This window comes from Polynucleobacter sp. MWH-Berg-3C6, assembly GCF_018881855.1.
Lineage (GTDB): Bacteria > Pseudomonadota > Gammaproteobacteria > Burkholderiales > Burkholderiaceae > Polynucleobacter.
In genome coordinates, this window is sequence record NZ_JACVPN010000001.1 from 855,069 (window position 1) to 874,273 (window position 19,205).

21 protein-coding genes are annotated in these 19,205 nt (G+C 42.9%); 6 read left to right on the forward strand and 15 right to left on the reverse strand.

The features are described from left to right. Positions 1–2: 2 nt before the first annotated feature. Positions 3–695: a 1-acyl-sn-glycerol-3-phosphate acyltransferase gene (locus tag ICN13_RS04455; RefSeq protein ID WP_216139142.1), complete on the reverse strand. Its 693-nt coding sequence runs from the start codon at positions 693–695 to the stop codon at positions 3–5. 199 nt (positions 696–894) lie between these two features. Here ICN13_RS04455 and ICN13_RS04460 point away from each other — a divergent pair, with 199 nt between their 5' ends. Genes ICN13_RS04460 through ICN13_RS04475 form a run of 4 tightly spaced genes read left to right on the forward strand, consistent with a single transcriptional unit; the run spans position 895 to position 4,115 of the window. Further along, positions 895–1,704, forward strand: a complete 810-nt coding sequence (locus ICN13_RS04460; RefSeq protein WP_370622949.1) for a UDP-2,3-diacylglucosamine diphosphatase — start codon at positions 895–897, stop codon at positions 1,702–1,704. Then, positions 1,701–2,729 (forward strand): glycosyltransferase family 1 protein, encoded by a 1,029-nt coding sequence (locus ICN13_RS04465; protein ID WP_216139143.1) that lies wholly within the window; start codon positions 1,701–1,703, stop codon positions 2,727–2,729. Before ICN13_RS04460 ends, ICN13_RS04465 begins: the two co-directional genes overlap by 4 nt. Positions 2,730–2,739: 10 nt before the next feature. Further along, positions 2,740–3,144: a diacylglycerol kinase gene (locus ICN13_RS04470; protein WP_216139298.1), complete on the forward strand. Its 405-nt coding sequence runs from the start codon at positions 2,740–2,742 to the stop codon at positions 3,142–3,144. Between the two features lie 44 nt (positions 3,145–3,188). Continuing rightward, positions 3,189–4,115 (forward strand): GNAT family N-acetyltransferase, encoded by a 927-nt coding sequence (locus ICN13_RS04475; RefSeq protein ID WP_216863989.1) that lies wholly within the window; start codon positions 3,189–3,191, stop codon positions 4,113–4,115. A gap of 9 nt (positions 4,116–4,124) precedes the next feature. Here the strand turns inward: ICN13_RS04475 and ppx are convergent, their stop codons facing one another. From ppx to ICN13_RS04505, 7 genes are all read right to left on the reverse strand, one after another. Continuing rightward, positions 4,125–5,684 carry an exopolyphosphatase gene (gene ppx / locus ICN13_RS04480; RefSeq protein ID WP_255534035.1) on the reverse strand — a complete coding sequence of 520 codons (1,560 nt, stop codon included), beginning with the start codon at positions 5,682–5,684 and terminating at the stop codon, positions 4,125–4,127. A 99-nt stretch (positions 5,685–5,783) separates the two neighbouring features. Further along, positions 5,784–5,996 carry a GDCCVxC domain-containing (seleno)protein gene (locus ICN13_RS10195; RefSeq protein ID WP_370622950.1) on the reverse strand — a complete coding sequence of 71 codons (213 nt, stop codon included), beginning with the start codon at positions 5,994–5,996 and terminating at the stop codon, positions 5,784–5,786. 54 nt (positions 5,997–6,050) lie between these two features. Then, on the reverse strand, positions 6,051–6,773 hold the full coding sequence (locus ICN13_RS04485; protein WP_216139301.1) for an MgtC/SapB family protein: 723 nt from the start codon (positions 6,771–6,773) through the stop codon (positions 6,051–6,053). A gap of 10 nt (positions 6,774–6,783) precedes the next feature. Next, entirely contained in the window at positions 6,784–8,529 is a 1,746-nt protein-coding gene (locus ICN13_RS04490; protein ID WP_216139144.1) for an alkaline phosphatase, read from the reverse strand. 81 nt (positions 8,530–8,610) lie between these two features. Continuing rightward, positions 8,611–10,053, reverse strand: coding sequence for a DUF2252 domain-containing protein (locus ICN13_RS04495; RefSeq protein ID WP_216139145.1), 1,443 nt, complete (start codon positions 10,051–10,053; stop codon positions 8,611–8,613). 61 nt (positions 10,054–10,114) lie between these two features. Next, positions 10,115–10,555: a tautomerase family protein gene (locus tag ICN13_RS04500; protein WP_216139146.1), complete on the reverse strand. Its 441-nt coding sequence runs from the start codon at positions 10,553–10,555 to the stop codon at positions 10,115–10,117. Between the two features lie 20 nt (positions 10,556–10,575). Continuing rightward, complete coding sequence (locus ICN13_RS04505) at positions 10,576–11,076, reverse strand: arsenate reductase ArsC (RefSeq protein WP_216139147.1); 501 nt, start codon at positions 11,074–11,076, stop codon at positions 10,576–10,578. Between the two features lie 633 nt (positions 11,077–11,709). Here ICN13_RS04505 and ICN13_RS04510 point away from each other — a divergent pair. Both ICN13_RS04510 and ICN13_RS04515 read left to right on the forward strand, forming a co-directional pair. Next, positions 11,710–12,186, forward strand: a complete 477-nt coding sequence (locus ICN13_RS04510) for an MgtC/SapB family protein (RefSeq protein WP_216139148.1) — start codon at positions 11,710–11,712, stop codon at positions 12,184–12,186. A 61-nt stretch (positions 12,187–12,247) separates the two neighbouring features. Beyond that, positions 12,248–12,469, forward strand: a complete 222-nt coding sequence (locus ICN13_RS04515; RefSeq protein ID WP_216139149.1) for a hypothetical protein — start codon at positions 12,248–12,250, stop codon at positions 12,467–12,469. Between the two features lie 3 nt (positions 12,470–12,472). On the opposite strand, the gene phoR is transcribed toward ICN13_RS04515, so the two are convergent. The 7 genes from phoR to pstS all read right to left on the reverse strand — a co-directional run bounded on the left by phoR (position 12,473) and on the right by pstS (position 19,092). Next, positions 12,473–13,771, reverse strand: coding sequence for a phosphate regulon sensor histidine kinase PhoR (gene phoR / locus ICN13_RS04520; RefSeq protein ID WP_216139150.1), 1,299 nt, complete (start codon positions 13,769–13,771; stop codon positions 12,473–12,475). A gap of 65 nt (positions 13,772–13,836) precedes the next feature. Beyond that, positions 13,837–14,550, reverse strand: a complete 714-nt coding sequence (gene phoB / locus ICN13_RS04525) for a phosphate regulon transcriptional regulator PhoB (protein WP_216139151.1) — start codon at positions 14,548–14,550, stop codon at positions 13,837–13,839. Between the two features lie 14 nt (positions 14,551–14,564). Beyond that, a complete protein-coding gene (gene phoU / locus ICN13_RS04530; protein ID WP_216139152.1) occupies positions 14,565–15,272 on the reverse strand; it encodes a phosphate signaling complex protein PhoU in 708 nt (235 codons plus the stop codon). Positions 15,273–15,285: 13 nt separating this feature from the next. Further along, complete coding sequence (gene pstB, locus ICN13_RS04535) at positions 15,286–16,122, reverse strand: phosphate ABC transporter ATP-binding protein PstB (RefSeq protein WP_216863990.1); 837 nt, start codon at positions 16,120–16,122, stop codon at positions 15,286–15,288. A gap of 8 nt (positions 16,123–16,130) precedes the next feature. Beyond that, complete coding sequence (gene pstA, locus ICN13_RS04540) at positions 16,131–16,997, reverse strand: phosphate ABC transporter permease PstA (RefSeq protein WP_216139153.1); 867 nt, start codon at positions 16,995–16,997, stop codon at positions 16,131–16,133. Continuing rightward, positions 16,994–17,980: a phosphate ABC transporter permease subunit PstC gene (gene pstC / locus ICN13_RS04545; RefSeq protein WP_216139154.1), complete on the reverse strand. Its 987-nt coding sequence runs from the start codon at positions 17,978–17,980 to the stop codon at positions 16,994–16,996. Before pstC ends, pstA begins: the two co-directional genes overlap by 4 nt. A gap of 89 nt (positions 17,981–18,069) precedes the next feature. After that, positions 18,070–19,092 carry a phosphate ABC transporter substrate-binding protein PstS gene (gene pstS, locus ICN13_RS04550; RefSeq protein ID WP_216139155.1) on the reverse strand — a complete coding sequence of 341 codons (1,023 nt, stop codon included), beginning with the start codon at positions 19,090–19,092 and terminating at the stop codon, positions 18,070–18,072. Positions 19,093–19,205 lie beyond the last annotated feature (113 nt).

Genomic DNA, 19,205 nt, shown 5'->3' on the forward strand with positions numbered 1-19,205 from the left:
ATCTAATTGCAGTTTTTTGCTAAGTATTGGGCTATTCGCGCCTCGCTATGCTGTGCAAGCGTCTTTCGGTCGATCGGTTGAGTTAATTCAATATTGAGAGGCGGGAAAAACGTCAACTCTACCCTGAGTCTTCTATTTTTCAATATGCTGGCCATAGAACCGATCAGGCCCATGTCGCCGATAAAAGCTGGAACTTCAGAATGTTGTCCAGTAATGCGATCGAAATACGCCAGAGCTAGAGTGCATACCGGAACTTCTGCTTGAGCAGCCGCTTCAAATAAATTGGGCTTAAAAGTCTGAACACTTTTACCGATGGTGGAAGTACCTTCAGGAAAAATACAAATAGACTGGGTAGTTAATAGTACGGCCATATTAGTAACAACCTGCCTCGCATGCCTGGAGCTCTCCCGATTAATAAATACCGTTCCCAGCTGTTTTGCCATCCAACCAAAAATTGGCCACTGTTCAACTTCGGACTTCGCTACAAAGCGAATGGGTTTAAAAGTATTAATCGCATGAATGTCCATCCAGGACACGTGATTAGCTGCCAGTAAATAGGAGGAGTCTATAAGAGCATCTGCATTATTAACTTGCAACTGAATACCGAAAATCTTCAATAGTCGTTTTGACCATCTTTGGATATGTTGCTTTTTGCTATTAGCATTAAGGAATGGAAAAAGCACTAGCAAGGTCATTACCCCGCGCAATACATGTAACCACACTAGAAACCAGAGTGTCATGTATAGAAAAAATGGGGTAGCACGTTGCGAGGATTGCATTGTATGTGTCATATTGGCTGGCTATATTCACTATCGTAAATCATTTATGCATCGTCATAAAAGTGTCTTAGAACTGTCATGATGCTTACACAGTCACTTGGCCTAATGTTGTTTCATGATGCATTACAGAGCCATCTGGATTTCAGACGTACACCTAGGAACATCAGGGTGTCAGGCAAACTACCTCCTCGATTTCCTAAAGCACAACGAAGCGGATAAGTTCTACTTAGTTGGTGACATTATTGATGGTTGGAGACTGAAAAAATCATTCTACTGGCCCCAAGCTCATAACGATGTGGTTCAAAAGCTATTACGGAAGGCTCGTAAAGGATCTGAAGTCATCTATGTCCCTGGCAATCATGATGAAAGTGCCAGACAATTCTTTGGCATGTCATTTGGTGATGTAAAGGTTGTAGAGGAATGCATCCATACAACTTTAGATGGTAGAAAACTCTGGGTTACCCACGGCGACTTATTTGACGGTGTAATGCAATACGCCAAATGGTTGGCATATGTAGGCGATACCCTGTATTCCTTCATTCTGTATATCAATCGTTATTTCAATATGTTGCGGGTCAAGATGGGCCTGCAATACTGGTCACTCTCTCAATACCTCAAGCACCAAGTGAAGAATGCCGTTAGCTATATTGCTGACTTTGAACACATTATGGCTAGAGAAGCGCGTCTGCGTGGCTGTGATGGCGTTGTTTGTGGTCATATTCATAAAGCCGAGATCCGTGAAATTGACGGCCTGCTCTATTGCAACGATGGCGACTGGGTGGAGAGCTTAACTGCACTAGTTGAAACCCATACTGGCGAGCTCAAAATTGTTCATTGGCCACATATCAAAGGTGAGCCACTAGAAGCCCCTGAAATTGCTTTCCAACCTGCCGTTCAACCACTCATCAAAGAGGCTGCACTATGAAAATTATGATCATCACCGATGCATGGGATCCACAGGTCAATGGTGTTGTACGTACCTTGAAACAAACCCGGGCCGAACTAACAGCAATGGGTCATGAAGTTGACATGATTACTCCGAATGGCTTTAAGTCAATTCCTTGCCCAACTTACCCAGATATTGCCCTCTCTCTATTCCCAGGGAAAGAAGTGGCGCGCCGCATTAAAGAATTTGCACCAGATGCAATGCATATTGCAACTGAGGGTCCACTAGGTTTATCAGCGCGCTCTTATGCAGTGAAGAACAACCTACCATTCTCTACCGCTTATCACACACGCTTTCCTGAGTATGTGAAGGCGCGTACAGGTATCCCACTAGCGATTACCTATGCTTTTATACGTTGGTTCCATGGCCCATCTATGGCAGTAATGGCTCCAACTGTTGTTGTGAAGGATGATTTAGAGAAGTATGGCCTGAGCAATGTGGTGTTGTGGTCAAGAGGCGTAGACCTCGATATTTTCAAGATGCAAGAATCCAAAGCCCTTAATACGGCGCATCCAATCTTTTTATATGTTGGTCGTGTTGCTGTTGAAAAGAATATCAATGCATTCTTAGAAATTGACCTACCAGGCTCAAAGTGGGTAGTTGGCGATGGTCCTGCAATGGCTGGCATTAAGGAGAAATATCCTGATATCAACTATCTCGGTGTATTGCAGCAACATGAATTGGCCAAAGTATATGCAGCTGCTGATGTCTTTGTGTTCCCCAGCAAAACCGATACGTTTGGCTTAGTTCTTCTTGAAGCAATGGCCTGCGGTACACCTGTAGCCGCCTATCCAGTAACCGGCCCCATCGATGTGTTGGGCAACTCTCCAGCTGGTGCTATGCATGAAGATTTGCGCGAAGCCTGTATTGCGGCCTTAAAGATTCCTCGCGAAGTTGCACGTGCCCATGCAGAGAAATTCTCATGGAGGGCTGCTTCGGAGCAATTTGTAAATCATCTCAAGCCAGTTCCATCTCCTCAAGTGCACGTGACAGCAATAGCCTAGAAGGTCTCTCCTGAATTCTAAATACCACATTAACCAAAATCCTCATAAAGGTAATCGAGGATTAACAAGGGCATGGCATGCTGCCAAGAACTCTTGGTGTGGTTTGGTTTATGCTTTTTTAGAAGAAAGTGCATTCAGACAAGAGCTCACCCTATTCGCAATATTGACTCCCGTAGCTTTTTACCTGCCAACCACCAACTTAGAAAAAGCTTTACTGATTTCTTCATTGATTATGGTGCTGGTTGTGGAGTTATTAAATTCTAGCGTTGAAGCTGCCATTGATCGCATCTCTTTTGAGCACCATGATTTATCCAAAAGAGCCAAAGATTTTGGCTCTGCGGCCGTAATGCTAGCCTTATTCATTGCCCTTTTAATGTGGTCTGCAATATGCATTCCGCTTGTCTTAAAACTGTAATAAACGACCTCTACAGTCATATAAACATTCAATAAGGCTTATTTATGTCAGATATTCCGAACCCAATTGGCGCCTTTGAAATTTTCTCCATCAAAAAAGAGAAAAAACTTACTGTCCCCAAATCAAACCCCTTTAAGAAGCTTTCTAAAAAACTAGCCAAGAAGCTCTTTGGTAAGAAATTTGCTACTAAAGCACGTGCAGAGATTGCTGCAGTTGAAATAGCACCAACAGTAAATCCAGTTACTAAAGCGAAGAAGCCATCATTTCAAATTGAATGGGCTAGCTCTTCTACTGAAGTTAAAGAAGCGCAAAGATTGCGTTACAAAGTTTTTGCGGAAGAAATGGGTGCAAACCTCTCTCAAAATGCAGAAGGTCTAGATATTGATGAATTCGATGCATACTGCGATCATTTATTAATCCGTGACCAAGATACTTTAAAAGTGGTTGGTACCTATCGCGTGTTACCTCCACACAAAGCACAAGAAATTGGTCGCTTATATTCTGATGCGGAATTTGATCTATCCCGCCTAAATCACTTACGCCCAAAATTGGTTGAATTAGGTCGCTCCTGTGTCCACCAAGACTATCGCTCTGGCGCAGTCATCATGGCCCTATGGAGTGGCTTGGCCCAATATATGCAAAAGAATGGTTATGAAATCATGCTGGGCTGCGCCAGTATTCCGATGGCTGATGGTGGCCACTTTGCAGCGAGCTTGTACAACTCTCTCAATGACGATCAAATGGCGCCAACGGAGTTTCATGCCTTCCCTCGCCTTCCACTGCCATTAGATAAACTAAACGGTGGATTAGAAGTCGACGCCCCTCCACTAATTAAGGGCTACCTCAAGCTTGGCGCTAAGATTTGCAGTTCTCCAGCTTGGGATCCAGACTTTAATACGGCAGACTTGCTAACCATGTTGCGCTTATCGGATATCAACCCGCGTTACGCAAAACACTTCTTAGGTTTGTAATCTCGTTTTTTACTTCAAACTAAGTTCGTAAGAGCGGCCGATGCGAGACCATTCGGCCGCTTCTTTTAGTAGGCTGAACTCTGTTAAGGGATGGGTTTGGGCCCATTCTTTAGAAATGCATACCTGGTAAGCACCATCATTTTCAGAAACTTTTACCTTCGGTAAGTCTTCATCGCTTCTACCACGACAAAGCACTTGAGCTAATCGCAGGCAAAATAACATGCGCCAATCATGAAAGCCAGTGTTATTTGCAAGCTTACCTAATTTGCCGGTATGCCCAATCAGCAGTGCAGCTAAGCGGGCTTGATCATTCTTAGAAAAGCCCGGCATGTCAGCGTTACCCGCTATATAGGCAGAATGTTTATGATAACCATTATGAGAAATGGATAGACCAATCTCATGGAGATTAGCGGCCCATTGCAACAGTGCAATATTGTCAGCCCTGCTCTCTGCATTTGGTTTAGGTAATTGCTGTAAAAATTCAGAGGCAAGTTTGCCAACGCGGGCTGCTTGTTCACGGTCTGCAGAATATCGCTGCATAAACTGCTCTACCGTTACATAACGCATGTCATGATGTTGAGAGCGGCCTAGAAGGTCATAGAGCACTCCGGTACGCAAAGCAGCATCCGTCACCTCCATCTCCTCAATACCAAGCTCATCGAAAACTGCCAACATGATGGCTAAGCCACCAGGCCAGACAGCCCTGCGATCATCCTTCAGTCCTAAAAGCTCAACTTCACTAGTATGTTCATATTTAAGTAGGTGCTTCTTCATGGCACGTAAACTATCGCGAGTAATGAGCCCACTAGAGGTATGAACACGGCCCATATTCAAATCATCACTATGGCTATTAAAGTCGTTGGCAGCAATTAATTCAGCAAGAGCTCTAGCGGTACCAGAGGAACCAATCGCTTGATTCCAGCCACTTTTTAGGTAAGCACCTGAAATAACCTGGATCTCACGTCTAGCTGCTAATTCAGCTTCTTTAAATGCATGAGAATCAATATTGCCCTTAGGGAAAAAACGCATGCTATGGGAAACGCAACCGATATAGAGACTTTCCATCAGCTTGGGTTCATAACCTTTGCCGATAATAAACTCGGTAGAACCGCCGCCAATATCTACCACTAGGCGATTTCCCTGTACTGCTGGAACTTCATGCGCTGCACCGATATAAATTAATCGCGCCTCTTCAACCCCTGCAATAACCTCAATTGGAAAGCCTAAAGCCTCTTGCGCATCTTTCACAAATTGCGGGGCATTCTTAGCAACACGTAAGGTGTTGGTGGCAACTGCACGCACATTAGATGGATTGAATCCTCGAATGCGTTCGCCAAAACGTCTAATCGATGTTAAACCCCTTTGATAGGCATCATTACCCAAGAGCTTGTTTTCTGTGAGGCCAGCGGCTAGTCGTACTGAATCACGCAGGGTATCTATGGGGCGAAGCTGCATTCCCGATGGTGTATTAACAGCCTGAGCCACCAACATCCGAAAACTATTGGATCCCAAATCAACTGCTGCAACTAGGTCGCCAGAAGATGCAGATTCGTCAGAATGAATAGCCAAAATAGTCCCTAAAAAAACCAAAGTCAGTCGAATGTGTCTATTTTATGAAAAATCCATGACACATTGGTGAAATAACAGTCTAGCCTAATAGGGATATGGCTATGCAGCTAGGTTTTGTTCCGCACTAGAACAATCCAAGTCTCCAAAGCTACAAAAAATGCAGCAATCACCAGATTTTGGCTTCAAGATACTGCTGCAAGCACGGCAGCGATAAAGATGCTGAGATGAACCTATTGGGATCTCAAGAGACTCTGATGCCCGGCAATATGGGCAAGTAATGGTCGATTGCTGTTTTTCTTGAGTGGTATTCACAAACAGATATTGAACTGTGAATATTTCAGGATTATGTCAGATTAATAATGGAACTTAATCAGTTGTACTGGGACTCCAGAAAGCCTGATTTACATAGTCTTTTGATGCAATCATAGCTATTAATGCATCCATTTCATTTCCATCAACGGCGGTGGCAGTTAACACTGCCTGAATTTCTACTTCATCACTGCCAAACTGATGAACTTCTACATCCTGGGCCTGAAAACCAGCTGCCTCCAGAGTATCTATAAATTGTTTTAAAGCAATCTTCTGAGCATGTTTGGGAGTGATGATGTATACGGAGTTGGTAACTTCAACAGAAGTTGTATCAAGGGGCTGGCGATTAATAAAACTCACTACTGGACGTAATAATGTATTAGCTGCCAGTACAAACATGGTTGCCAGACCTGCTTCAAGAATAAGATCGGCGCCAGCACAAGCTCCAATAGCGCCTGAGGCCCAGAGTGTAGCGGCTGTATTAATGCCTCTAACATTACCTTCTTCGCGCATGATCACACCAGCACCTAAAAAGCCAATGCCTGAAACAACATAAGCCATTACATGCACAGCGCCATCATGACCGGTTAAGCGATTGGCTGCATCAACAAATATTGCAGCGCCAATAGCAACCAAAATATTGGTTCTCAATCCAGCAGTTCGTTGTCGGTACTGACGCTCTAAGCCAATCAATGCTCCGAAGAAAAAGGCTGTCGATAAACTAATGGCTGTATCAGCTAGAGAAGAAAGATCAATATTACTTATCGCTTCCATTACCATTCCATTAAAATTATTTAGAGCCAAGACCCAGCGTCTGAACCATGACCTTGAAGACCTCGGTGTTGTCCATAAAGCCTTTGAACTTTTCTGAGCCAGGGCCCATAGCATTGAGGACTGCATCGTCAGCTGTATGAACGCCTACATCTTGATGAGATGGTAAATTTCCACCAACATGAATAGCATCTTCTTGTAGCTGTATATATTTTGGATTGGCGATATATTTACTACCCTCACCTTTAACTGCTGGCACAAAGGTGCCATCTAGTTTTGGGTGCAGCGTCTCATAATGGTCTGGATAGTTGCCATAAAAAAATGCAAGGCGTTTTGATACATCGATCTGATTTGGATAACCCTGAATATCTGCCTTGGGGTAATTTGGGTACCCTGCTCCAGCATAAATGCCAACCTTTTCACGTAAGGGACCAGGTCTATCGTCGTGCACTACACCACTAATAGAGCCGCTATGGGTATGGTCGGGAGTAACAATAATCAGTGTATCTGGGTGAGTTTTTGCAAAGTCTTTAGCGATCTGCACCGCATTGCTGAGCATGATGGTGTCAAAAGCGGCCCTCTCCCAATCTAAGGGGTGATTGAACTTATCAATCAAAGCCGCCTCAACCATTAAGAAGAATCCATTTGCATTTCTGGATAAAACATCGATCGCTGACTGCGTCATTTCTGTTAAGTCAGGCTGATTTGGGTAATGCATGACCGTATTTTTTTTAAGAAAGAAACGATCAAGAGATCCATCCATATTATCTGGATGAAACACGCCAAATAATTTTTTTGTATTTTTATTTTCAGCAGCAGCGATCAATTCTTGCTTTGTTAGAGCAACTTGGTAGCCATCAGCTTTAAAGATTTCAAGCAAATTTTTCTCATCCTTGCGCTTAGATCCTTTAGTAGATTGGGGATAGAAGTAAGCAGATCCACCGCCCAAAATAACCTCTACACCACTTGAATAAAGTTGATCGGCAATATACTGCTTATCTGCCCTTCGTCTTGTATGGGCAACCATCGCACCAGGCGTAGCATCCTGCAGTTCAGCATCGGACACAATGCCAACTGACATTTTGGTTTTACGCTTCAGAAGCTCTGTAATGGTTTCAACTTTAGGATGGGATAAGTTATCACTGGCGCGGGATACATACACCCCCATTGCATTAACAGCTGTCTTATGACCAGTCGTATATGCACTCATAGAATTAGCGGAGTCTGTAATCAATGAGTCAGAGCCTGAAGTCCCAATCATTGCTGTACTCGGCATATCATCAAATGCCAACCTACCTTGGTACTTACCTTCCGAAATTCCTTTTGACAATACGCGTGCTGCTGTCCTGTTGGCAATTGTCATGCCATCACCAATAAACAGAATGACATTCTTAACGCGGCGGGGTCCACTTGAATAAACATCCCAAGTAACCACCAGCTTTTCTTGAGGTGTACGCGCTATAACATTATATTTTCCAGCTTTGAGAAGCTGAACATCACGAAAAATGATTGAGCTACCTTTACCGCCTTCATCAGCAATAAATTCTGGCTTAGCGCTGATCACTTTATTGACTGGCACGCCATTAACTTCAATTGATACTTCAGTTGGGCTAACAACTTGCTTGAATTCAACTTTGATATCAAATATTGAGCCTGCCAGAATTTCAGCTTTATCAATTGGATAAATTACTTGGGCATGGGTGACTTTTATGGCCAAGATGCCAATAACGTATAGCGATATTTTGAGAAAGCGTGAAATATTCATTGATGACTTATAGAGGATGAAGATAGCTCATCGTCTAATATCTACAAAGAAGATGACAGATCTGTGACACTGATTTTTGCTCTAAAGCGCCGTTTTTTTACTTGCCGCCTGCAGTCTGCCATTTTTCACGGCCTTAGAAAATACCTCGAAATCTTGCTGATTTTGCTTCGCATAGGATCTTGCAAATGAATATAAGGCTTCAGTCAGCTCTCTAGATTGCCCGCAATAGCCCGCAATCACAGCGGCATCACCTGAGCGTGCATGTCCTAATGCTAAAGCCCATCCAAATAGTTTTGCATAGTCCGGAAAGTTCTTTAAAGAAACTCCTCCTACACCAATGCCGATACCACCTTTCATGTCGCGTAATTGGCGCAAATAGAATCCCTGACTCTTGTTGATATCGTATTGAACTGAGCCGTAGTTCAGGAAAATATCGGGTGCACCCTGAAGTAGTCGCTGACCCGCCACTACACGATGACCCATATCACGATAAATGGATTCACCTAGATAAGGTGTGAGGACAGATTTTTGAGCCTCTTTGTATTGCAGAAATAATGGGTCATGTTCGCTATCGCCTTCGAAATACAAGACCATACAATTGGTACCAACGCTTCCAACGCCGACAACTTTTCTAGCATAATCCTTTAGCGAGTAGCGTTGAAATAAAACTTGTCGATCTACGAGTAAGGTGCTGGAATAATTTAATAGCGCTTTATCGATCAACGTTATCAATTGGACTCCATAGGCATCTTTCTTAAAATGCTCAATTAATGGAGGTCTATTAATAATTTTGCGGTTCTTGCCAACCAATGTAGTTAGACTCTGGAGAACCTGAATATTGCCCTGTCCTTTTGTCTCTCTCAAGTAAACATCCAGCTTCTTCTGATATTCCTTGCTAAAGTGTTTGCGGATATCCTTTTCACCAATAAAGACTTGGGCTAAATCCAAATAAGGCATTCTGGCGTATTCATCCATGCGCTTCTGGTATTCAGAAACAATGCGATAGACCAGCTTTTTACCCAAGGCTTTGTCACCTCCCAGGCTATCCGAAGCAATTACAGCACTGGCAACTAAACGTTTGAGATCCCACTCCCAGCTTCCAGGTAATGTTTCATCAAAATCATTAATCCCAAACACTAATCGATGTTCGGCAGTTCCGAATAAACCAAAGTTTGAGACATGCATATCACCGCAAAGTTGCACAGTCACATTGGTTATTGGTTGATTTGCCAAGTCCTGAGCCATGATGGCAGCGCCACCTCGAAAAAAAGCAAAGGGTGACTGCAACATACGCTCATAACGAATAGGAATCAAAGACGCAATACGTTGACTAGCCTGTGCCTCCAATATTGTTACTGGGTCGATTCGTTTCTTGGGAGACGTGTATTTGCCCTGTTCAGCAAAGCTCACTGCCTTACGTAAAGCCTTGCCATCAGCCATACGCTTTTTAATACTGGGGCGCGGGTCTTTGAATGACTCAACAGACCTCAGGACGGCAAATTGTGGTTTCTGCTCTAAAGACATGGGGGCTACCTAAGTATCAATACACCCACACATATTAATACCATTACAAAATGAGAGTCGATTATGAATTTAGGTAAGTGAGCTTTTTTTGGATGCTTGCGGGTAATGTTGAAAACCAGACACTGTCATCCCCTACAGTCGGTAATATCTGCCCATACTCAATCATTTGGCTAGGTGGAATTTCGTCAATATAAGCCCAAATTTGATGCGCTGACAATTTGCTAACAGTTTGAATTGCAATTTCAAACTCAACAAGCAGTTGTTTTTTTATTTGCTCACTTCTGCCCATGCGAATTTGCCCACTCAAAAAGATATGGGGTTCATCAAGAAGAGCACCACCAATAAAGCAATCATGGAAGTCTAATTCCTTGAAAAGAACTTGAGCAAAATAAGCTTCTGCACCAGTAACTTCAGCATGGATTTTCGTGATTGCTTGAGCTAGGGTAAATTTTTGATAGGTGTTAAGGGATGCGCCAGCATGATAAATGCTATAGGTAGCCATAACCACTCCCTTGTTTTATTTTACTTGTTAAATTGATGGTGAATTGAATGGAGCTCATCTTGTACTTGCATATGATTCAGTGTTTCAATCGGCAGATCGAGTAACAATTCAATACGATTACGCAAGCCCACCTCCACTTTCCTAAAGGCATCCCACATGGCTTGCTCATCATCTGCTTCACTTGTTGGGTCCATAAACCCCCAGTGAGCCGTTGCAGGATGACCGGGCCAGTATGGGCACTCCTCGCCAGCCGCAGAATCACATACAGTTATGATGAAATCCATGTGGGGTGAAACTTCAGTGCCAAACTCATCCCAAGTTTTACTCCTAAGTAGCTCTAATGGGTAGCCCATTTCTCTAGCAAGTTTTAATGCAATCGGATGAACAAATTTTTTAGGCTGTGACCCTGCCGAATACCCAATAAAGCGCCCATGACTAAGAGTTGTCGCAAGGGCTTCACCAAGAATTGAACGAGCAGAGTTACCAGTGCAAAGAAATAGAATATTGTAAGGGCGTGTCATTACTCAAATCACTTCGTCAAGGCGCAATGCAAAGCTTTTGTCTAAGACGAATTTACTAGAATTTAGATCAACTAAATGAGGAATTACTTTTTGATTATTATTTTGTGATTCTGGTATGGCATTTTTCTGAACTTCATTACGAAATACATCAGACAGGTATTTGGTTAGATTGGCATTCATAAAGTTTTAATTTTCAGAATATGATTAATTTCACCATAGTAGGTTAGCTATATTTCAGTTTTATTAAGGGTTGAGAAAAAGAAAAAACCAGCATAAGCTGGGTTTTAAAGGGATGATAATTTAGCCTTATCTTGGCCAGATTTCATCTGACAATTCAATATAAAAAAGATTCATAACACCTTGACGACTAACTACCAAGTTGATGTCGTGTATAACGGTTCTTGTAATTAATTTTGGCATCGTTCCATGCCTGCCATAATTTTAAGATTATATTTTTCATAACACATCCTTGCGGTGAAAGATAAATCAAGATACTTCTGTTATGCAGAAGCACCACTTGTATTTCTTTTCTTATTGTTGTTGATTGAGGTTACAGTGAAATGGCGCTTTTGTTACCAATTGATGTAGCTGGAATACACTGAATTCATTATGACTTCACCATAGGAAATTAGCATGCATGATTTGGATCTCTACGGCACTATGGCCCTAAGACTAGCTTTAGCCTTGCTCGTTGGGACTATTCTTGGCCTAAATCGCTGGTTACACCACAAGTCAGCCGGTATACGCACACACTCTTTGGTTGCAATTGGGTCTGCAACAGCGATTATGCTGATTAGCGACTTTGTACAGGATGATGCTCAGGCAGTCAGCCGCGTTTTGCAAGGGCTGATTACTGGCCTTGGTTTTTTGGGTGCTGGGGTGATTATTCATGAGCAACGCTCCAGACGGGTCCATGGCCTCACTACTGCAGCCAGTCTTTGGGCCTGCGCCCTGATTGGAGCTGCCTTTGGTGCAGGACAGTTTGTTTTAGGGGGATTGGCTCTGGGAGCTATCCTCATTACACTGGCCTTAGGAGGCCCCTTGGAGAGGCTCTTTGCTAGGCTAAATGGGGTTAAGAGGAGCTCTGAAATTTCGGGGGATCCAGACTAAATAGGCCTTAAAACGCTAAAAAACGTGTTTTGTCATATTTCTTTGATAGGATTGGCATTCTTTGAAACAACAAACTAGAGCCATGAGTGAATATCGATACGAAGATGCAGTAAAGCAGTTACAAGAAAGTGGTGCTATATGCCTTGTTGACCTAAAAAGCCTCCCCCATGATGATCTTGTAGAGTTGCTTGAGGAAATCAAGGTTTGGTGCCTATACGCTGGCGGCAAAACAGAAAAACTCCCTAAAGAGTCTAAAAAGAAGAAAAAGAAGAAAAAGGATTAAACCCTAGAGGGCCAAGCGCTCTTTAGGAAAGCACAGCTTAAAAGTACTCCCTTTTCCCGGCGTACTTTCAATTGCTAATTGGGCTTGATGTCGACTAGCAATGTGCTTCACGATTGCAAGACCAAGACCAGTTCCACCGGTATCACGAGAACGACTTCTATCGACTCGATAAAAACGTTCTGTGAGTCTTGAGAGATGTTCTGAGGCGATACCAGGACCAGTATCAGTTACAGAAAACTCCCCTTGCCCCTTAGCGTTGATATCCCATTTCACATGAATTTGGCCAGCGTCAGGTGTATAGCGGATTGCATTCGACACTAAGTTGCTAAATGCAGAAAGTATTTCTCGCTCATCCCCCAATAGATTTTCTTGATTCAGAACTTCAAAAGTAAAGACATGGTTTCCATGAGATAGGGCTTCCGCATCATTTTTAAGCAAAGCCATTGAGGTTTCAATATTGACCTTATTTGTTGCTGCAGGGGCTGAATTGGCTTCTAAATTCGCTAAAGTTAATAAGTCCTCTACTAGGCTCTTCATCCTTTGCGCTTGGGACGTCATCATCTCGAAATACTGATCACGTTGGCTTTTTTCAAGATCTAAAGATTGCACAGTTTCTAAAAATCCCATCAACACCGTAATTGGCGTTCTCATTTCATGAGATACATTGGCAACGAAATCGCGGCGCATGGCATCGGCTTTTTGCAAATCGGTTACATTTTGTACCAGCAATAAGTGACGCTGATTACCAAACTGAAAAGCTTGTAACATCAAGCTCAGACTGCTATCTGGACCCATCCGCTCTAATAACAATGGCTCATCAAAGTTGCGCTTATTGAGATATTGAATAAATTCTGGACGTCGAATTAAAAAATTGATTCGCTGCATTACGTCACGTTTAAAAACCAATCCAAAGAATTGTTCAGCAATACTGTTACACCATTCAATCTGATCATCTTGATCAAGCATCAAAATCCCGTTTGGTGATGCTTGGAAAGCCTCAATAAAGTGATCATGCTGCTGCTCAATATTACGCATTCTTTGCTTCAGAGTTTTAACTAAACGTTGTAGTCTAAAAAATATCTCCTCCCATAGTCCGCTTGGGAGCGGCATATTCTCAACCGAGTCAGATTGAACGTATTTGCCCAACCTTGCTAAATTGATATAGGAATAGACAAGGGGAACAGATAAAAAGGCCACTCCAGTGAGGATGGCTAACTCAGCACCCCAGTTGTAGAGAACAATGAATCCACCTATGAGCGCAAGGCAGACTAGAAAAATGAAGCGAGATAAAGCAGAAATCATGGTGCAATCTTAGACGATCTCTAAAAAGCCCCAAAAATTGGCCCAAAAAGCCCGACTACATAAGCCTAGGTCTCAGTCGGCGTTTTGGTGATGCGATAGCCACTGCCCCTGACCGTCTCAATAAACCGATCGCAATCGACAGGGGTTAATGCAGCCCTTAAGCGCTTAATATGGACGTCTACCGTTCGCTCTTCGATATACACCTCATTACCCCATACCTTATCAAGTAAGTTAGTGCGAGAGTGAACGCGCTCTGGATTAGCCATAAAGAATTGCAGCAGGCGATACTCTGTGGGACCTAAAGAAACTGGCTTAGGCTCACAATTAGGCCAAACAGCCAAGACTCGATGGGAGCCAGGATCGAGCTTTAAAGGTCCAACAGTAAGCGGACCAGTGTCATCAATCGGGGTCTGTCGACGTAACAATGCTTTGACTCGAGCAATTAATTCCTTGGGTGAAAAAGGCTTGGTGACATAGTCGTCCGCCCCAGAATCTAAGCCCATAACCTTATCGGATTCCTCGCTTTTAGCAGTTAGCATCAAGATAGGTAGGCCTCTAGTACGCTCATTTGCCCGTAACTCTTTCGCAAATTGAACGCCTGACTTGCCTGGCAGCATCCAGTCGAGGATTACCATGCTTGGCAAGCGATCTTTCATCATTGCGATGGCAAGATCAGTTTGCATTGCTTTCTCTACTTCATAACCGGCATGGCTTAGATTAATTGCAATCAACTCTGCAATCGATGGCTCATCTTCAACTATTAGTATGCGGTGAGTCATAGTAGGTAGTGTATTTATTCTCTATTGGCTTCGCGCACTAAATCTTCATGCGGTATATGGCGCACATCAGCCCCCTTTGCGATATAAATCACAAACTCGGCAATGTTTTTTGCATGATCACCAATGCGCTCAATTGCCTTAGCAATGGTGAGCATATCTAAACCGGTGCTAATAGTATGTGGATCTTCAGACATATAAGAAATAAGTTTGCGCACAAAGCCTCTAAACTCTTCATCGATCTGACGGTCCTCAGCTACAACTTCTGCGGCCGCAACGGTATCAAGGCGAGCGAACGCATCTAAACTACGACGTAATAAGTTAATTGCCATTTGACCAGAAAGACGAATCTCAGCCACGTTAATATTGTGGGGAGTACCGGTCTCAATGAGACGTTTAGTACGTTTGGCAACGCGCTCCGCTTCATCACCAGCGCGCTCCAAATTAGTAATCGCCTTTGATACAGCCATTACTAATCGTAAGTCGCGAGCGGTTGGCTGACGTCTTGCAATCAGCTCAGTACAAGCCAAGTCAATTTGAATCTCAAGATCATTTACGAGTTTTTCATTCTCAATCACAACATTGCAGGTATCAACATCCATTTGCGTAAAAGCACGCATAGCAGTAGAAATCTGTGCTTCTACTAAGCCACCCATCTCTAATAAACGACTAGAAAGTGAATTTAAGTCCGCATCAAATTGTGATGATAAGTGTTTATCTGGCATTTAGTGTCTCCAATTAACCGAAGCGACCGGTAATATAGTCTTCTGTTTCTTTGCGCTTAGGCTTGATAAATATTTCATCTGTTTTACCATACTCAACCATGCTTCCAAGATACATATAGGCAGTGTAATCAGATACGCGGGCAGCCTGCTGCATATTGTGGGTAACAATCGCAATCGTATACTCATGCTTGAGCTCATTTATCAATTCTTCAATTTTGCCGGTAGAAATCGGGTCCAATGCTGATGTAGGTTCATCTAGCAAAATCACAGATGGTTTCACTGCAACACCACGAGCGATACAAAGGCGTTGCTGTTGTCCGCCTGATAGTGATAAACCACTTTGGTTCAATTTGTCTTTAGCTTCATTCCACAAGGCCGCCTTATTGAGAGCCCACTCAACCCGCTCATCCATTTCAGAGCGTGAGAGCTTTTCATATAAACGCACACCAAAGGCAATGTTTTCATAGATGGACATTGGAAATGGGGTTGGCTTTTGGAAAACCATACCAATACGTGAACGCAGTAAGTTCAAGTCTTGTCCTGGCTCCAGGATATTTTGGCCGTAGAAGTTGATTTCACCCTCGGCACGTTGACCAGGATAGAGGTCATACATGCGATTCAAGGTACGTAATAGCGTAGATTTACCGCAACCAGAGGGTCCAATAAATGCAGTTACCTTACCCTGCTCAATATCAAGATTGATGTCTTTGAGGCCCTGAAATGAACCATAAAAGAAATTGAGATTTCGAACTTCAAGCGCATTGATAACAGCCTGCTCTGATTGTTGATTTGTTGATTCCACTTTACCCCCTTGACTATCAATCTTATTTAAGTCAAACATTGATTTCATATTACTCATCATCCTTGGACCTTCTCACGGAATACCACTCGTGCCAAAATATTTAAGCCGAGCACTGCAAATGTGATCAATAAAGCTGCAGCCCAAGCTAAATCAACCCAGTTATCGTAAGGACTCATTGCAAACTGAAAAATGACCACTGGCAAGTTCGCCATTGGAGCATTCATATTGGTTGAGAAGAATTGGTTATTTAGTGCTGTAAATAGTAATGGTGCCGTTTCACCGCTAACGCGCGCAAGAGCCAACAAAATACCGGTTATGACTCCACTTTGTGCGGCTCGTAAGGTAATCATAAAGGCTACCTTCCACTTCGGAGTACCTAAAGCATAGGCAGCTTCGCGCAAACTTCCTGGAACTAAGCGCAGCATATTTTCTGTTGTTCTCACAACAACCGGAATTGCGATAAGAGCCAATGCAATCGTACCAGCCCAACCAGAGAAGTGACGAACTTGTGCCACTACCAATGCATACACGAATAGACCAATCACAATTGAGGGGGCAGACAACATGATGTCAGTAACGAAACGAGTAGTTGAAGCAACCTTACTTCTATCGCCATACTCTGATAGATATAAACCAGCCAACACGCCAACGGGAGTGCTGATTAAGGTACAGCTAGCCACAATCATGAGACTGCCAACAATCGCATTAGCCAAACCACCGCCCTCTGATCCCGGTGCAGGTGTACTGTGCGTAAAGACATCTAAATTAATTGATGAAAAACCTTTGATAAATAAAACGCTCAAAATCCAGAGCAAAAAAACCATACCCAGGACCATGGCCATCATAGAGAGGACTAAGCCAATTTTGTTTGCACGCTTACGCTTGGCAAAAATTGCAGGATTAATATTTGAGAGGCCGTTCATGTTTTGAGTCCTTGCTTTTTCTCCATATTCATCAACATCCACTTAGCAACAGCTAAAACAATGAATGTGATGACAAATAGCGCTAGACCCAGCGCAAATAAGGAAGAGTAATGCGCCCCAATCTCAGCTTCACCAAACTCGTTTGCTAGGGTCGATGCAATTGAATTACCAGGAGCGAATAGAGATGGAGATAAGCGATGGGCATTGCCAATAACGAAAGTGACTGCCATCGTTTCGCCAAGCGCCCTACCTAATCCGAGCATGATGCCACCAATCACACCAGCCTTGGTATAAGGAAGTACCACGTTCTTAACAACCTCCCAAGTCGTACATCCAATACCATAAGCAGACTCTTTGAGAACAGGTGGAACGATTTCAAATACATCGCGCATTACTGAGGCGATGAACGGCAGAATCATCATCGCAAGGATCAAACCTGCGCAGAGAATACCGATCCCGTTAAATGCGCCAGAAAAAAGAATGCCTAAACCAGGAATCTGACCAAGAGTTGCAGCTAATGCTGGTTGAATATATTCACCAAATAGTGGTGCGGATATGAACAGACCAAACATGCCGTAAATAATCGATGGCACAGCGGCAAGTAATTCAACTGCGGTACCTAAGGGCCTTTTGAGTGGAGCTGGGCATAGCTCAGTCAAAAATACTGCAATACCAAAACTTAAAGGTACTGCAATTAGCAAAGCTATTAAAGAGGTAACGATAGTCCCGTAAATAGCAATTAAGCCACCAAATTCACCATTAATAATGTCCCACTCTTTTGTGAAGAAGAAGCCAATTCCAAACTTATCAAGTGCTGGCCAAGCATTAATTACCAATGAAATAATGATGCCCACCAAAGCAATCAGTACAGATAACGCAAAAAATTGTGTAGTTGCATGAAATAGAAAATCTTGCACACGCTGTATCTTGGCGATGCTCAGAGCCTGAGGGGTTGGCGCCGAATGAGACTGAAGAATATCCATTATTGATTTAACTTATTTAAATATTGAAACAGCTCCACAATGCTGTGGAGCTGTTTCTAAAAGGTGATTCAAAATAAAATCGTCAAACCTTATTTCGTTACAACCTGTGAGAATACGTTCTTACGAATAAAGTCGGTAGTTGAATCAGGCATTGCAACGTAATCTAACTCTTCTGCCATTTTTTTACCTTCTTTAAAGGCAAAATCAAAAAACTTAATTACTTCCGCAGCATTTGCCTTGTTATCAGGATTTTTATACAGCAAGATGAAAGATGCACCGGTAATAGGCCAAGATTTAGCGCCAGATGCGTTAGTAATAAAGGTACCCATTCCAGGAATCTTTTGCCAATCCGTACCAGCTGCAGCGGCTGCAAAGGTCAGGTCATCAGGAGCAACAAAATTACCATCTTTGTTTTTCAAAGTAATGTAGGTCATTTTATTTTTCTTCGCATAGGCATACTCAACATAACCCACTGAGTTTTTCACGCGAGATACGTTAGCTGCAACACCTTCATTACCTTTACCACCAACAGAAGAGCTAGCTGGCCATTTCACAGCCGCACCAGCACCAACAGCATCTTTCCATAATGAGCTCGTCTTGGCTAGATAGTCGGTAAAAATAGCAGTAGTGCCAGATCCATCTGCGCGGTGAACAACAGTAATTGGACCAGAAGGAATCTTCACTCCAGGATTCATGATTGCAATACGCTTATCACCCCAGTCAGAGATGATGCCCTGGAAAATATCCGCTAAGGTTGGACCGTCTAACTTAATTTCGCCTGGTTTAACGCCATCAACGTTAATTACCGGAACCACGCCGCCGATAATGGCCGGAAATTGAACCATGCCATCCTTTTCAAGATCTTCAAATTTCACTGGATTATCAGTAGCACCGAAATCAACCGTTTTTGCTTTAATTTGCTTGATACCGCCTGAAGAACCAATAGATTGATAATTCAAATTAGAGCCAGTTTTTGCTTTGTAGGCTTCTGCCCATTTGGCATAAATTGGGTAAGGGAATGTTGCGCCTGCACCTGTCATATCAGCAGCAAATGCAACTGGAGCCAATGAAATAGCGCTAAAAACTAGTGCTTTTTTCAAGAAAGATTTCATGTGATTAGTCCTAAATAGAAATAACGCAACATTGCGATCTATGGACAATACGTTTTCACTATGACGATTTAATGACAAATTAATAGTTAATAAAAATTTGTATATAAATCAAT